The 13,962-nt window shown below is 36.6% G+C and carries 20 protein-coding genes and 5 pseudogenes; 10 read left to right on the top strand and 15 right to left on the bottom strand.

Translation table 11 applies throughout. From position 1 onward, the window contains the following. Nucleotides 1-2 precede the first annotated feature (2 nt). Nucleotides 3-917, bottom strand: coding sequence for an SPFH domain-containing protein (locus tag AYJ55_RS14010; RefSeq protein WP_063656989.1), 915 nt, complete (start codon nucleotides 915-917; stop codon nucleotides 3-5). A 317-nt stretch (nucleotides 918-1,234) separates the two neighbouring features. Further along, nucleotides 1,235-1,528, bottom strand: a complete 294-nt coding sequence (locus tag AYJ55_RS14005; RefSeq protein ID WP_063656988.1) for a hypothetical protein — start codon at nucleotides 1,526-1,528, stop codon at nucleotides 1,235-1,237. A 419-nt stretch (nucleotides 1,529-1,947) separates the two neighbouring features. Between AYJ55_RS14005 and AYJ55_RS14000 the strand changes: the two genes are divergently transcribed. Then, the gene (locus AYJ55_RS14000) at nucleotides 1,948-2,331 is read left to right on the top strand and encodes an IS630 transposase-related protein (RefSeq protein ID WP_063656987.1); all 384 of its coding nucleotides are present in this window, start codon (nucleotides 1,948-1,950) and stop codon (nucleotides 2,329-2,331) included. Here the strand turns inward: AYJ55_RS14000 and AYJ55_RS26260 are convergent. From AYJ55_RS26260 to AYJ55_RS13975, 8 genes are all read right to left on the bottom strand, one after another. Continuing rightward, nucleotides 2,262-2,750, bottom strand: a complete 489-nt coding sequence (locus tag AYJ55_RS26260; RefSeq protein ID WP_063653499.1) for an IS630 family transposase — start codon at nucleotides 2,748-2,750, stop codon at nucleotides 2,262-2,264. The two genes, AYJ55_RS14000 and AYJ55_RS26260, sit on opposite strands and share 70 nt — an antisense overlap. Continuing rightward, nucleotides 2,719-3,084 (bottom strand): IS630 transposase-related protein, encoded by a 366-nt coding sequence (locus tag AYJ55_RS13995; RefSeq protein ID WP_063653415.1) that lies wholly within the window; start codon nucleotides 3,082-3,084, stop codon nucleotides 2,719-2,721. Before AYJ55_RS13995 ends, AYJ55_RS26260 begins: the two co-directional genes overlap by 32 nt. A 29-nt stretch (nucleotides 3,085-3,113) precedes the next feature. Then, nucleotides 3,114-4,448, bottom strand: a complete 1,335-nt coding sequence (locus AYJ55_RS13990) for a toprim domain-containing protein (RefSeq protein ID WP_162505585.1) — start codon at nucleotides 4,446-4,448, stop codon at nucleotides 3,114-3,116. Nucleotides 4,449-4,561: 113 nt separating this feature from the next. Next, complete coding sequence (locus AYJ55_RS13985; protein ID WP_063657417.1) at nucleotides 4,562-4,912, bottom strand: DUF5347 family protein; 351 nt, start codon at nucleotides 4,910-4,912, stop codon at nucleotides 4,562-4,564. A 64-nt stretch (nucleotides 4,913-4,976) separates the two neighbouring features. Beyond that, a complete protein-coding gene (locus tag AYJ55_RS29140) occupies nucleotides 4,977-5,141 on the bottom strand; it encodes a TetR family transcriptional regulator (protein ID WP_162505584.1) in 165 nt (54 codons plus the stop codon). Between the two features lie 142 nt (nucleotides 5,142-5,283). After that, entirely contained in the window at nucleotides 5,284-5,460 is a 177-nt protein-coding gene (locus AYJ55_RS30855) for a hypothetical protein (RefSeq protein WP_187153274.1), read from the bottom strand. 89 nt (nucleotides 5,461-5,549) lie between these two features. Next, entirely contained in the window at nucleotides 5,550-5,753 is a 204-nt protein-coding gene (locus AYJ55_RS13980; protein ID WP_063656986.1) for a hypothetical protein, read from the bottom strand. Further along, nucleotides 5,753-5,950: a hypothetical protein gene (locus AYJ55_RS13975; RefSeq protein WP_063656985.1), complete on the bottom strand. Its 198-nt coding sequence runs from the start codon at nucleotides 5,948-5,950 to the stop codon at nucleotides 5,753-5,755. Before AYJ55_RS13975 ends, AYJ55_RS13980 begins: the two co-directional genes overlap by 1 nt. Nucleotides 5,951-6,034: 84 nt before the next feature. Between AYJ55_RS13975 and AYJ55_RS13970 the strand changes: the two genes are divergently transcribed. From AYJ55_RS13970 to AYJ55_RS13955, 5 genes and pseudogenes are all read left to right on the top strand, one after another. Beyond that, nucleotides 6,035-6,421 carry a helix-turn-helix domain-containing protein gene (locus AYJ55_RS13970; protein ID WP_063656984.1) on the top strand — a complete coding sequence of 129 codons (387 nt, stop codon included), beginning with the start codon at nucleotides 6,035-6,037 and terminating at the stop codon, nucleotides 6,419-6,421. A 138-nt stretch (nucleotides 6,422-6,559) separates the two neighbouring features. After that, the gene (locus AYJ55_RS34670) at nucleotides 6,560-6,688 is read left to right on the top strand and encodes a hypothetical protein (protein WP_281181151.1); all 129 of its coding nucleotides are present in this window, start codon (nucleotides 6,560-6,562) and stop codon (nucleotides 6,686-6,688) included. Then, nucleotides 6,663-6,932, top strand: coding sequence for an XRE family transcriptional regulator (locus AYJ55_RS13965; protein ID WP_162505583.1), 270 nt, complete (start codon nucleotides 6,663-6,665; stop codon nucleotides 6,930-6,932). The genes AYJ55_RS34670 and AYJ55_RS13965 overlap by 26 nt, the downstream gene beginning before the upstream one ends. A 34-nt stretch (nucleotides 6,933-6,966) precedes the next feature. Further along, a complete protein-coding gene (locus tag AYJ55_RS13960) occupies nucleotides 6,967-7,602 on the top strand; it encodes a hypothetical protein (protein ID WP_162505582.1) in 636 nt (211 codons plus the stop codon). A gap of 76 nt (nucleotides 7,603-7,678) precedes the next feature. Next, a pseudogene (locus AYJ55_RS13955) lies at nucleotides 7,679-7,909 on the top strand (site-specific integrase); the annotation flags it as partial. Nucleotides 7,910-7,960: 51 nt separating this feature from the next. Here AYJ55_RS13955 and AYJ55_RS13950 read toward each other — a convergent pair. Next, nucleotides 7,961-8,560 carry a transposase family protein gene (locus AYJ55_RS13950; RefSeq protein ID WP_162505581.1) on the bottom strand — a complete coding sequence of 200 codons (600 nt, stop codon included), beginning with the start codon at nucleotides 8,558-8,560 and terminating at the stop codon, nucleotides 7,961-7,963. Nucleotides 8,561-8,668: 108 nt separating this feature from the next. After that, nucleotides 8,669-9,690 (bottom strand): annotated as a pseudogene (locus tag AYJ55_RS13945) (IS481 family transposase). A gap of 54 nt (nucleotides 9,691-9,744) precedes the next feature. Here AYJ55_RS13945 and AYJ55_RS13940 point away from each other — a divergent pair. The 3 genes and pseudogenes from AYJ55_RS13940 to AYJ55_RS13930 all read left to right on the top strand — a co-directional run. Further along, nucleotides 9,745-10,110: an IS630 transposase-related protein gene (locus tag AYJ55_RS13940; protein ID WP_063653415.1), complete on the top strand. Its 366-nt coding sequence runs from the start codon at nucleotides 9,745-9,747 to the stop codon at nucleotides 10,108-10,110. Further along, nucleotides 10,034-10,566: pseudogene (locus AYJ55_RS36090) on the top strand (IS630 family transposase). Before AYJ55_RS13940 ends, AYJ55_RS36090 begins: the two are co-directional and overlap by 77 nt. 123 nt (nucleotides 10,567-10,689) lie before the next feature. Beyond that, nucleotides 10,690-10,929, top strand: a pseudogene (locus AYJ55_RS13930) (tyrosine-type recombinase/integrase); the annotation flags it as partial. 285 nt (nucleotides 10,930-11,214) lie between these two features. Here the strand turns inward: AYJ55_RS13930 and AYJ55_RS13920 are convergent. The 3 genes and pseudogenes from AYJ55_RS13920 to AYJ55_RS13910 all read right to left on the bottom strand — a co-directional run bounded on the left by AYJ55_RS13920 (nucleotide 11,215) and on the right by AYJ55_RS13910 (nucleotide 12,843). Further along, nucleotides 11,215-12,233, bottom strand: a pseudogene (locus AYJ55_RS13920) (tyrosine-type recombinase/integrase). Further along, the gene (locus AYJ55_RS13915; protein WP_063657415.1) at nucleotides 12,234-12,437 is read right to left on the bottom strand and encodes a DUF4224 domain-containing protein; all 204 of its coding nucleotides are present in this window, start codon (nucleotides 12,435-12,437) and stop codon (nucleotides 12,234-12,236) included. Between the two features lie 238 nt (nucleotides 12,438-12,675). Continuing rightward, the gene (locus AYJ55_RS13910; RefSeq protein ID WP_187153273.1) at nucleotides 12,676-12,843 is read right to left on the bottom strand and encodes a hypothetical protein; all 168 of its coding nucleotides are present in this window, start codon (nucleotides 12,841-12,843) and stop codon (nucleotides 12,676-12,678) included. A gap of 640 nt (nucleotides 12,844-13,483) precedes the next feature. On the opposite strand from AYJ55_RS13910, the gene AYJ55_RS13900 reads away from it, so the two are divergent. Then, complete coding sequence (locus AYJ55_RS13900) at nucleotides 13,484-13,849, top strand: IS630 transposase-related protein (protein WP_063653415.1); 366 nt, start codon at nucleotides 13,484-13,486, stop codon at nucleotides 13,847-13,849. The last annotated feature ends 113 nt before the right edge of the window (nucleotides 13,850-13,962 follow it).

The following is a 13,962-nucleotide window of genomic DNA, read 5'->3' as shown; positions in this document are numbered from 1 at the left end:
AGTTATTTACCTTTGGTACTTTTAGTCTCACTGATAAGTTCAGCAATCCCACCAATAGCACCCATCAAATTGCTCGCTTCCAGTGGCATCATAATCACTTTATTGTTAGTCGCGGAACCAATTTGCTGCAATGCATCCGTATATTTTTGAGCGACAAAATAGTTAATAGCTTGAATATCACCGGTTGCAATCGCATCGGATACCATTTTAGTCGCCTGGGCTTCAGCCTCTGCGGCTCGTTCACGCGCTTCAGCTTGTAAAAATGCAGATTGGCGTTCCCCTTCAGCTTTTAATATCTGGGATTGTTTTTCACCTTCTGCTCGTAAAATAGCGGCTTGACGTACTCCCTCTGCTTCCAGAATATCGGCACGCTTAGTTCGTTCCGCTTTCATTTGGGCATTCATAGCAGAAATAAGCTCAGTCGGCGGACGAACATCACGGATCTCTATACGAGTGATTTTAACACCCCAAGGATTGGTCGCTTCATCAACAATATGCAGTAATCGACTGTTGATACTATCTCGTTGTGATAACATTTCATCCAATTCCATCGAGCCTAATACGGTACGGAAGTTAGTCATCGTTAAATTGACAATGGCTAATTGCATATTACTCACTTCATAAGCGGCTTTCACTGGGTCGATGACCTGCATAAAACAGACAGCATCAATAGTAATATTAGCATTATCACGGGAAATCACTTCTTGGGAGGGAATATCGAGTACCTGCTCCATCATATTAATTCTTCGGCCAACACGATCCATAAACGGTACAACGATGTTTAAACCTGGCATCAATGTTTTCGTATAGCGCCCAAAACGTTCGACTGTCCACTGATAGCCTTGGGGCACAATTTTAACAGAAGAAACTACAACGATCAGCGCGACAATAATAAGGATTGGGATAACTGTTAACATATTTAGGTCCTGTCAGGAGAGAGATAGGTTTCTATATTACTTGACAGAAAGTTAAATGTAACCATCCTTGATAGCTAACCAATCAAAATAGAACATCAATAGTGATAAAATCGGTAATATCAATTTCTGATTCAGGGATAGCAAAATATACAGGAACAATATGAATAATCCACTGAAAAACTTTTAATATTGGCAAGATAAATCTAAATAATAGTCAGATTATAAACAAGAAACAGAGTAAAATAATTTATGTATAAAACTCCGCTCTGCGTTAATCCTGATAAAAATAAAAACAAAATAGGAATATTGTTTACTTTCTAATAATTTTTTTCAAATACCCAACATTTAACGACGTCAGGTTTTTTTAGCGTACTTAAGGCCGGTAATGCCTGATTATATTGGCTATTAACGTGACTTCTCACTGTTTTAATCCCAACAAAGCGACGCATTTTACCCATTTTAAGCAGCGATTTGATTTCTGACAGATTGGGCATATTTTGGCGGTATTCACTGGCCACCTGTGCCAGATGATTAAAGTTGACCGCATAAATATTTTCTTCATTACTGTGATTAACACCATGTGGGGCATTATGATTGAGATAATCAAACATATCCCAAAACTCAGTGACCAGGGTATTATCGGCTTCTAAAGCCTGAACACGTTCTTTTGCCAGTTCGACGATAAAGGTTTCTGTTTCTGCTACTCGGCTTTCTTTGATGGGCAGAAAACAGGATAACGTGCGTAACAGAACGATGAGTTGAGCGTGATTTTTAGCAATGCGCTCATGGCCAATCGCTTCATCATCAAAGAGTTGTCGTTGAACTTCATCGAGAGAAGTTTCGTAAGCCGTTACAATCGCATTTTCACTTAACAGCGCTTTGGGCAGAAAGCCGGATAATTGTTCAATAGGGTAGCGTTCCAGGCGAATGGCCGCCTGACGGGTCTGTTCGCTTTGACCTGACTTATCGGTATGGAGATGAATAATCCGCTCTATAGCTAGGCGACTTAATTTTGATTACAAGGTGTGTTATGAGTTATACAATTGATTTTCGACGTAAAGTAATATCTGTAAGGAAAGCCGAAGGTTTAACAATTCGAGAAACTGCGAAACAATTCCGTATTGGAAAAGCGTCTTTAGTACGTTGGCTTAAACGACCAGAGCCAAAAAATTCAACGCCACGTAAGAGGAAGCTCGATAAAAATGCTTTAGCAAAAGATGTGGAACAGTATCCAGATGCTTACCAAAAGGAACGGGCAGAGCGATTCGGTGTTTGTAAAAAGACTATTTGGCAATCCCTTAAAAAGCTGGGATTAACCTATATAGCTAGGCGACTTAATTTTGATTACAGCATATGTATTAAAAACAGGTCATCGATAGTGCATCCTGTTTCCATCTTTTTACGTTTAGCTTGAGACCATTTATGTTCTATAGGATTTAAATCTGGTGAATACACAGGCAAATATTCTATCTGGTGTCCTGCGTTTATAATTGCCTGTTCAATATTCTTACCTTTGTGAAAGCTAGCGTTGTCCATAAAAATAACAGAATTTTCAGGAAGTTCTGGGAGCAATATTTTTGTGATCCAAACATAAAAAACATCACGGTTAATATTGCAATCAAATAATCCGATAGCAAAAAGGGTTGTTCCCAATAAAGCGCCAATAACATTTGTTCTTCCCTTAGCACCCCAGTTTTTCAGGCCAAAACAACGGTGACCTTTTGGGGAATAGCCGTGAGTTCGTGGAGTGTCATGTGAAAAACCACTTTCATCAATAAAAACAACAGATTTATCTTTTTTTTCATACTGTTGTCTTTTTTGCTGATGTGCCAGCCTGTCGCTTTCGTTGGTTTTTGGATGGAATAGAGTTTTTTTTATAGGTTAATCCCAGCTTTTTAAGGGATTGCCAAATAGTCTTTTTACAAACACCGAATCGCTCTGCCCGTTCCTTTTGGTAAGCATCTGGATACTGTTCCACATCTTTTGCTAAAGCATTTTTATCGAGCTTCCTCTTACGTGGCGTTGAATTTTTTGGCTCTGGTCGTTTAAGCCAACGTACTAAAGACGCTTTTCCAATACGGAATTGTTTCGCAGTTTCTCGAATTGTTAAACCTTCGGCTTTCCTTACAGATATTACTTTACGTCGAAAATCAATTGTATAACTCATAACACACCTTGTAATCAAAATTAAGTCGCCTAGCTATAACCAATGAAATTTTGGGTTTTTACTTCCTTGATATGCGGTAATTCGTTTTTGCAAAAGCGGTCAAGTTGATGTGTGTCCCCAGTGTAAACAGCACCTTTAGCGACATGCAAAAGCCGTTTTTTGAATTCAGAAGCGCTGGTTAACTGACTGGCGGTAAAAGTGGCTTTGACGTTGGGTCTTTGTTGCGGGAAATCCAGTTTTAAATAATACCAGGATTCGTCGGTTTCTTCGGATTTCTGAAAATAAAGCGGGGTCGGGTAACAGTTGGCAATTTCGTTGACAGCGCCGGACTCTTTTAACGCTTTTGTGGTAGCCTCTTCTTTAGTTAGCTTTTCTGAGTCTAAAATTCGTTCAACCGCCTTTAAATGCCTTTCAATATCGAGTTTAAACCAGTAAAAACGGCTATCAAATTGAAAATAGAAGTCATTACGGTGGGTATAATTGAATATTAACATTGCCTTATCGGTAGCACTTTTTGTCAGTAACAAGTCGCCATAATAACGATAACGCATTAAATCATAACGTTCGAGCTTACCTTTGAGGTGTAAATCGTTCCAGTCTTCATTTTTAAATTGCGAAGGTAAGGCAGCACAGGATTTCCAGCCTTCCTGCTGACTTCGTGCAACGTGTTTTCTTATCGCTTTTTCGCCCGCATTACCCTTATCAAGTGCCCAGACTAACAGAGGCTTTTTGTTCGCGCCCAATGCCGTTTTAAGCGCCGCTAAGGCATGCTCTGGGTAATTATGGCAACTCATCAGGGAAACGGCGTACAGGCCATTCTGAGCAAGGCTAATTGCATCAAAAATCCCTTCGGTTAGCCAAATTTCAGTTGCCTTTGTTAAATCCTGTTGCGGCAGACTCCACCAATACCCTTTATAACTGCCAAAAAAATTAGCTTTTCGGTCAAAGCGTTGTGGGTTATCAATAACGCGCTCCCAATAAGCGCCATTGGGTAAGGTAAATTTTACGGTTGCTGAACCCAGCCCTTTAGCGTGATAACCGGATTCAATATACAACCCTTTTAACGGCGCAATATTTAACCCTCTGGCCTGTTGCAGATAGGCATCCGCTGCGGCATTTGGGGCCTGTTGTGTTTTAGGATAGTGCGTTGACCAGTTATGAAACAGCTCAGGATAGATTTCTTTAACGATAATTTCGGCGCCACATTTATTTTCACGACCACATTTGAGCACAAAGGGTTTATCAATGGCGGTAAATAATTCCTTTTTTTGGCAATCGGGGCAAATACCTTGCCGTAAATATCCATTTTGTTCTTTAAATTGGAATTCCTGAATTAATTTTGAGATAATTAAATTCACCCGCATAGTATTTATCATTGAGTTAACTCCAAAAAGGCACTTTTATCGTGCATTTTTTATGTAATTTTTAGGTAAAAGAATTCCCTGACGTTGTCGCCATTAAGTCAATCAATTATTATTTAAAAGGGGATAATGATATTTTTTGGTATTAATGCAACCAGTACTCGTAATTGAAATGTCGCATAAATAATTGCCCGCTTTTCTTCTTTATTAAATTCATCAAACTTTAAATTATGTTTTTTATTATCAATATTAGCCAAATAAAAAATTAAATTAACAAAGCGTTTATTATGTCTTCGTAAATATTCAATAAAGCCGGATAAACACTTATTATTAGGGTCGTTATTAAAGTAAACTGTTCGTAATTGAGCGCATCTAATTAAACCATCAAACCGTTGGTTTATTGATAATCCTTTATTCTGATAATTGTTTATTTTCCTTTTATTTTCTTTTTTATTGATGTCAGTCATATTATTTCTTAACACTTTAATAGAATGAACTGATGGGATGTTAATTATTCTGTATTTGTTATCATTATGATTTAATAACAATCGTGATAAAATAAAAAACAAATAACACGCCAAATAAAATAATTAATTTATCCATTAACAATAATTTCTTTTTTTTATTATTGTAGTGATATCTCTTAACAGACTCACCTGTTAAACGATATTTGTATTGCTGATTAAGTTTACTCATATTAGATATCCTCATTGATTTATATGATTTTTACTTTACATTAACCAAAATAGATGTTGTGTTTTATTTATTACGTATTATTACGTACTTTTTGTGTATAAAAAATTCCCTGGTGTTAAATAAAAAGCGAATACTTATATTCTCAATGGTTAAATCGCTCATGTTTGATTTTTGGTGATAATTCAATCTGAATTAGTAAATGATCATGGAGATACAGTCTTAGCAACTTACCATCACAGGAGGGCACAACGGAAAGTGCATCAATACCCATCACATAAGCCAGTCTTGTTGCTTTGACGCTTAAGTTAGGCGTTCCCATTATTTATCTCCTTTGAGAGTTTGATGATGTAAAAATCATAATAATAAAAACTGTACGTTGTATGCTCAGCTTAAGCATATGCATTGTTTTTAGCTGTTTTTTATTGCATCTTTTAACATGGCAATCATGTTAATTTGGATTTTTTCTTTAGCTCCTTTTTTTGGTCTGATAATGATCTCACCTTTGTTCACCATTGCCCGTACAGTGTTAACCGGTATACCTGACAACCGTGAATATTCTTGAACCGATACATAAGGTGAACCAACACTAAAATTAATTGTGATGTCTTTCATTATTTCTCCTGTTCCGAGAAATACTTCAGGCCAATAAGAAATATCAATCTAGCCATTGCTGATATAGAGCGACTTTCTTTGACTGCAATTGCTTCTAGTTCTTTTCTTTCATCTACAAACAATCGCATCGGTATAGGATTTTTTGATGCAATACCTTTAGGCAAATTCGAGCGAGCAATATGTTTTTCTTGATCCATAATGTTATATTGTGATCCACTAGTTTTTACTTAACTACATTATTTGCAAAAAACCGCAAATAGCCAACAGGAAATTGCAGAAATATGCAAATTAGTTCTCGTTTAAGAAAAGAAAGAGAAAGGCTGAAACTTACTCAAAGTCAGCTTGCAAAAGCATGTGGAGTGTCTTTTAGGGCTTATTGTGATTACGAAATAGGAAAGACAGAGCCAAAAGCATCTTTTTTCTTCAATCTGCATGAATTGGGGGCAGATATAATGTTTATTTTAACAGGCAAAAAATTACCAGACATTGAAGATATCAATAGTGATGAAACTGAAATCATAAAATATTATCGTTCCGCACCACTTTCTGTTAAGGCCGCTGCTTATGGTGCACTAACATCTACTTCAGTTCCCTCCGGTAGTACCTCAATTATTACCAGTGGTTCAAATCAGCGCATAGCTGGTCGAGATTATAATGAAACAAAATAATAGCTTTGAGTTAATTTAGTAATATGAAGCTTTTATATAGATATTAGTACTAGAGTAATAGCAAATTTACGAACGTTGATTTTACAGGATTTATCACAATCCCTATCCTTATAATCTCGTAAATAAGAGTGTAAATAAGTGACTAATTTAGCTAAAAAAATAAAAGAGGAAAGGAACCGCATTGGTTTAACCCAAGTTCAATTTGCTAAAGTGGTAGGCTGTACAGCTGCCACACAAATTAATGATGAAAAAGGGAAAATATCTTGAAAAAGCTGCAATTGTGGGTGTTGATGTTCTTTATATTATTACTGGTCAAAGAACACCTAATCTTAATGGTATAACTAATGATGAAGCTGAAATCATACGGCTTTATCGTTCAGCCCCACTCTCTGTTAAAACTGCTATTTATGGTGCATTAACATCCACTATATCCCCTTCGGGGAGCACGTCAATTAGCGTTACTGATTCTGGTCAGCGTATAGCTGGTCGAGATTATAATGAAAGGAAATAATAGTTTTCAGTGAATAAGTAACGTGAGGCTATAGATGAATATCGATTTTAAAGGGCATGATAGCAAAATTGCAGGTAGAGATTTTGAAGAGAATACCATTCATATTGAACAATATGAAGAGAGCAAAATAGTAAACATTCTACCGAATATTGAGCAAAAAGATGTGAGGTTATTAGTTTCAGCTCAGCGCAAAAAACTTAATGAATTAATCAAAGCAGTTGCTGAAAACTGTGGGGAAGAAAAATTTATCATATGGCAAAAAGTTCATGCTGAAAGTGGTGTCAATAATATCAATGAAATTACCATTAATCAGTACCATCCGATTATTGACTATCTTGAAGGTTTGTTAGATGACTTCAAGGAAGAAAAAGACAAGAAAGCATTAATTCACTTCCTATTAAAAAATACTGACGATAACAAAGAATTAAGAGACGATCTCATGGTTTATTGCCAGTTTAAATTTGCCATGAAATCGTTATTTTCTGAATTAAATTGCTCGCAACTTAGGCAAGCTCTTGGGTGGTTATATGAAAAAATCCATGAAGAGAAAAACCCATCGTATATTAAGAATTTGTTTGACCTATTAGGCAAATATTTAAAAGAATTCGCCGTTGTTTTTTTAGTAGGCTTTTTTATTGGAATGATTATTTATTCGTTTTTTGATAATTAATCCAAATTTTAAGGGTTGATGTAGTTCGATGCTAATACAAACTTGAGTTTGAGAAGATAATTAAGGATTGTAAATTGTGGCGGTCAGTAAACTACCAAATGGTAAATGGTTATGTCAGTGTTTTCCTGATGGGCGTAATGGTGTTCGTATAAGAAAGCGTTTTGCGACTAAAGGTGAAGCATTAGCCTATGAAAGGCAACAGATGTTTAAATCTGAAGATGATGATTTTGGGGTTGATGATTCTAATGCTACTAAGTTAAGTAATTTGATTAATCGTTGGTATGACATGCATGGAAAGACATTAAGCGTGTTGCTTAATAGTGAAATAAGGGTATTTTTCGGTGATTGGAAGTAAATTTTAGGCTGTTCTGAGATGGAAATTCCAAAGACCGGCACTAAGGAGTAAAAAGGTATCATCAATAAAGGGTCTACGATTCCGTAAAATTTGGGTCATACAACCGAGGCGCTTGATACCCGCGATGGCGTGTTCAACCGTAATACGGATGCCCGAGATTATTTTATTTTCTTGTTTTTGTTCAGGCGATAAAGGTCTTTTTCGAGTTCCTTTTTTTGGGATTTGTGTATTAGGATGCTGTTTATCTATACCTTGAAAACCGGTATCGGCCCAGATGGTTACCTCAGGGGGAATATGGCGAATTATATCGACTTTATCGAGTAAGCGTTTATCGTGACGGCGCCCATTTTTGATCATGGGGATAAATCCAATTTTCCTCGTTTCGTCAGTCATAATAAGCCCTTTTCGAGTGGTCTGTCTTTTCTTTCCCGAATACATTTTTTTTCGCCGACGCAGATTCTTAGGCTTTTGGACAGGTCGCTCTGTCCCATCAATAAAGACGTCTTTAACTCCAGGAAAGGCGCGAAAAAATTCCTCAGCAGAGCGAATTTGACGAGCGGGCAAAACACATTCTCGCCCCAAGGTCATCTCTAAAACCGGCAATAATATTTTTACCCAGCGACATACCCGTGTTCTATCTAAACCAAAAAGAAGTGTAGTAGCTCAGACTTAATCTAACAGTTACCGGTTATTTATACAGTACCTGTCAGGTTAAATTTGATTTAAATCTTTCTCTCTCCAAAGTTGTTTTCCATCGTGTAAAGTTGCCATAGGAGTTCGACCGCAACACATTTTTCCTTGATGAGTGCGTTGGTTATTATATTCCGCTAACCATTTATCTAAATCAGCTTGTAATTCATTTAAAGCCCTATAGATTTTCTTACGAAAAGCCACCTGATAGAACTCTTGTAATACAGTTTTATGAAAGCGTTCACAAATCCCATTAGTTTGAGGTGAACGAGCTTTAGTTTTTGTATGATCAATATCATTGATAGCGAGATAAAGTTGATAATCGTGATGTTCAACTTTACCACAATACTCACTGCCTCTGTCCGTCAATATACGTAACACCGGTAACCCATGCTGGGAATAAAAAGGGAGAACCTTGTCATTTAATAAATCTGCCGCCGTTATCGCGCTTTTTGTTATGTAAAGCTTACAATGAACGACTTTACTGTAAGTATCAATGTAAGTTTGTTGATAAACACGACCAACGCCTTTTAAATGACCGACATAAAAAGTATCTTGTGAACCCAGATAACCTGGATGCGCTGTTTCAATCTCACCACAGGCTTCATCATCTTGCGCTTTCTTTTCTAGAGCACTGATTTGTGATTCTGACAGGATAATTCCTTCTGTTGCGATTTTATATCTTCAAGCGCTTTTAGGCGTTTTGTAAAATTTTCGAGATTATGGCGCAGCCAAATAGAGCGAACGCCACTCCCCGAAACAAAAATGCCTTTTTTTCTTAGTTCATTACTACTGCGGTGTTGACCGTGTGCAGGGTATTCAATCGCATACTCGACTACAGCGCTTTCAATCTGTTCATCTACTCTATTTTTTACGTTAGGCACCCGTCGATTTTGATTAATTAAAGCGTCTATCCCACCATCGTTAACAAGTTCCTGGTAGCGATAAAACGTATCTCGGGATACCCCCATAATCTTACAGGCTTTTGAGACGTTATTAAGCTCTTCAGCGAGGTTAAGTAACCCGACTTTATGTTTGATGATAGGATTATTTGTTTGATATAGCTAGGCGACTTAATTTTGATTACAAGGTGTGTTATGAGTTATACAATTGATTTTCGACGTAAAGTAATATCTGTAAGGAAAGCCGAAGGTTTAACAATTCGAGAAACTGCGAAACAATTCCGTATTGGAAAAGCGTCTTTAGTACGTTGGCTTAAACGACCAGAGCCAAAAAATTCAACGCCACGTAAGAGGAAGCTCGATAAAAATGCTTTAGCAAAAGATGTGGAACAGTATCCAGATGCTTACCAAAAGGAACGGGCAGAGCGATTCGGTGTTTGTAAAAAGACTATTTGGCAATCCCTTAAAAAGCTGGGATTAACCTATAAAAAAAACTCTATTCCATCCAAAAACCAACGAAAGCGACAGGCTGGCACATCAGCAAAAAAGACAACAGTATGAAAAAAAAGATAAATCTGTTGTTTTTATTGATGAAAGTGGTTTTTCACATGACACTCCACGAACTCACGGCTATTCCCCAAAAGGTCACCGTTGTTTTGGCCTGAAAAACTGGGGTGCTAAGGGAAGAACAAATGTTATTGGCGCTTTATTGGGAACAACCCTTTTTGCTATCGGATTATTTGATTGCAATATTAATCGTGATGTTTTTATGTTTGGATCACAAAAATATTGCTCCCAGAACTTCCTGAAAATTCTGTTATTTTTATGGACAACGCTAGCTTTCACAAAGGTAAGAATATTGAACAGGCAATTATAAACGCAGGACACCAGATAGAATATTTGCCTGTGTATTCACCAGATTTAAATCCTATAGAACATAAATGGTCTCAAGCTAAACGTAAAAAGATGGAAACAGGATGCACTATCGATGACCTGTTTTTAATACATATGCTGTAATCAAAATTAAGTCGCCTAGCTATACATAGAATTACCTTTTATTTAATTATCTAATGATGTTAATTAAAACCGGTAACGCTCTTTTTTAAATCAGAATTGTCGGATTAAGTTAAGACTAATACATATGATGCTTTTGAAGGCGCTTTGAAAAAAGCCAATATTGATTTACCGAAAGGGCAGAGAACTCATGTGTTAAGGCATACTTTTGCTAGTCATTTTATGATGAATGGTGGAAATATTCTTGTTCTACAACAAATTTTAGGGCATAGCACTATTATGATGACAATGCAATATTCGCATTTTTCGCCAGATCATTTAGATGCCGCTGTTACGCTAAATCCTTTTGATAATTTGTATAAATAAAGTGGCAGCGACAAAACACATTTATTCATTTTTACATATATTTAACAATAAAATATTATTATTTATCAATAAGTTGTTGATTATTCAAGTCTGGGGAAAATATTTAAAATCCCTCGGCCTTAAGGCTGTGCGGGTTCAAGTGCCCGCCCTGGGCACCATGAAATTTTACATTGTTTATCAATATGTTAGTCAGTAAAAAGTTAGCCACTTAAGAGTGAATTTTTGTGACTAAAATCACCTTTCACTATATTTTCGCTACATGATTTCACTATATTTTTGATTTGATCATTTCTTTTTTTGACCTCCAACGACAGGAACAATATTAATTTTTCTATCGTATCTTGCAGTTTGAGCGATGTTTTTATGACCAGATATTGTTTGTTTTTCAGATAAGGAACCATCAAGATCTGAGACACCTTTTGCTTTTAAATCGTGAAAAGTAAAATCAAAGTTTAAGTGTGGAAATTTAATTTTGGCTTCTTCTTTTGCTTTCCTCCATCTGCTATTAAAACCATCGCGAGTATACCCAGATCCACTTTGTTGATGGAGAACATATATACTGCTAATTCCCTTATCCAAAGGTAAAGTATGACTTAACTCTATAGCTGCATGTAAACGATCTGTCCATGCTTTTATTTGTGCAACCCCTGTTTTCCCTTGCTTAATAAATATGCCATCATTAGATAGCTGAGAATAAGTTAAAGATAAAATATCTGCTTGCCTGGCAAGGCAAAGATAGGCAAGCTCCATCGCAATTTTACTACAATTGGTGATATAGAATAAAGTGCATTATATTCTTCGTCGCTAATATAGCGATCTCTAGCTTTTTCTTTGAATTGTCTTACTCCTTTGCATGGATTTATTTTGACTAATCCTCGCTCATAACCCCACCCAAAAACACGTGATAATACTGTTTTTTCTCTGTTAGCCTGAGTTTTACTCTTTAGACCTCTTTTGTCCATATACTTACGAATGTGTTCTGGCTTTATATTGTCAGGTAACATTTTTCCAAACACAGGCATTAACTTATTGGCATATTTCCTATAATCTTTTTGCGTTTCACCTGATAAATTAAGAAAGTCAGGGGAATTGAAAAATGCATTAAATAAAGCTGCAAGTGTTTCTTCATTTTTGTATGATAGCAATAATTTTTCGTATGCAACCCACACCTCGGCTTGAGTAAAAGAAAAATCACATAATCGAATTGTCCTTCCATCTGGAGTCAAAAACTCAAATGCTGATTTTCCTCTTCTCACTCTTGAAGGCATCCAATTATCAGCCGGATTTTTTCTTTTTCTAGCCATTTAGATTGCTCCGAAATCTGGTTTTTCAGCAAAGTTAATACCCGTTGCTTTTGAAAGTCGTTTATTGAAATGTTCCCATGTCGTTTTGGGTCGACCATCAGGCCGCTTAATGAAAAAGATTCCCGCTTCTTCTAAAACTTTGCATTGTTTGGATGGTTTTTGGTAACCTGTTAGTTCTTTCATCTGTTCATCTGTAATGAACATAGAATTATTATTCACGTTTATGTCCTCATTCAAAAACTCACACTATTTTTAGGCGCTTCATTGCCCCACAAAAATCAATAACGAAACACGAATAATGGTTATCTTCGTTCTTTGTTAGGTTAGGGATATAATTTGCGGGGTAGAGTATTAGGATTTATTTGCTGCGTTGTTTGATGCTTTTTTTGGTATTGCCAAGGTGGGTCTGCGAGTATCAGGTCATACTTCACTTCATCTCCTGTTAAATATACCAGCTTTTACTTTTATGTAAGTCGTCTATTTTTTCTAAGACAGTGATTTTATTACCGCCATTTCCGGTTAATATTCCGCTTTCTCCATCGGTATCGAATTGATATATCAATCCTTTGTTTGTTAATTTTTTTTCCTTCAATCTAATTATTTTCATCACCTCACCATGATAAATAACCTGCATCCCTGCTTTGACATGATGTAACGTTGTTCGGTATTCATGGATGTTATTCATAGGATTACTCCGGTTATTGATTACATAAATGTAAATGTTAATCAAAACATTAATTTTTATAAGGTTATTTATGGTAGTATTGTTAACGTTGTGTGTTTATTAACAGCAACATTTTCCCTGGTGTTGGCCAGCCTAGCGCTGGTCTTTTTTTTTAGTGATGCGGAAATACCAAATAGCTGTCAATTTCTAGTGAATACTTTGGCTATTAGCAAATAACGATTTCAGATTAATACCGTATACCTGTAGCCATGATTCAGCTGGCCATGACTTAACCTGACCATAACGAATATCCGGTACTTCGGTTGCTTCCACCTGGTTCTCACGACACCATCAACGAAGTGGAGCAAATTTATATTCTTTCCCTGTGGCATTCTTTACTGCTGTGATGGTGGCATGTTTAACACTTTCTCCTAATCGTTCTGTCAGTTCTGTAGTGGTCAACTAAAATTGGCCACCCTACCTGACTGTTCACGGAACAGTCGCTCTGATTCGTTTGGCGTTAATCCACCGTTATACCAGTGAGGTCTTATAGCTAGGCGACTTAATTTTGATTACAAGGTGTGTTATGAGTTATACAATTGATTTTCGACGTAAAGTAATATCTGTAAGGAAAGCCGAAGGTTTAACAATTCGAGAAACTGCGAAACAATTCCGTATTGGAAAAGCGTCTTTAGTACGTTGGCTTAAACGACCAGAGCCAAAAAATTCAACGCCACGTAAGAGGAAGCTCGATAAAAATGCTTTAGCAAAAGATGTGGAACAGTATCCAGATGCTTACCAAAAGGAACGGGCAGAGCGATTCGGTGTTTGTAAAAAGACTATTTGGCAATCCCTTAAAAAGCTGGGATTAACCTATAAAAAAAACTCTATTCCATCCAAAAACCAACGAAAGCGACAGGCTGGCACATCAGCAAAAAAGACAACAGTATGAAAAAAAAGATAAATCTGTTGTTTTTATTGATGAAAGTGGTTTTTCACATGACACTCCACGAACTCACGGCTATTCCCCAAAAGGTCACCGTTGTTTTGGCCTGAAAAACTGGG

It is taken from the genome of Candidatus Arsenophonus triatominarum (assembly GCF_001640365.1).
Lineage (GTDB): Bacteria > Pseudomonadota > Gammaproteobacteria > Enterobacterales > Enterobacteriaceae > Arsenophonus > Arsenophonus triatominarum.
Note: the sequence above shows the minus strand (reverse complement) of the source record. Positions and strands in the feature narration are given on the sequence as shown.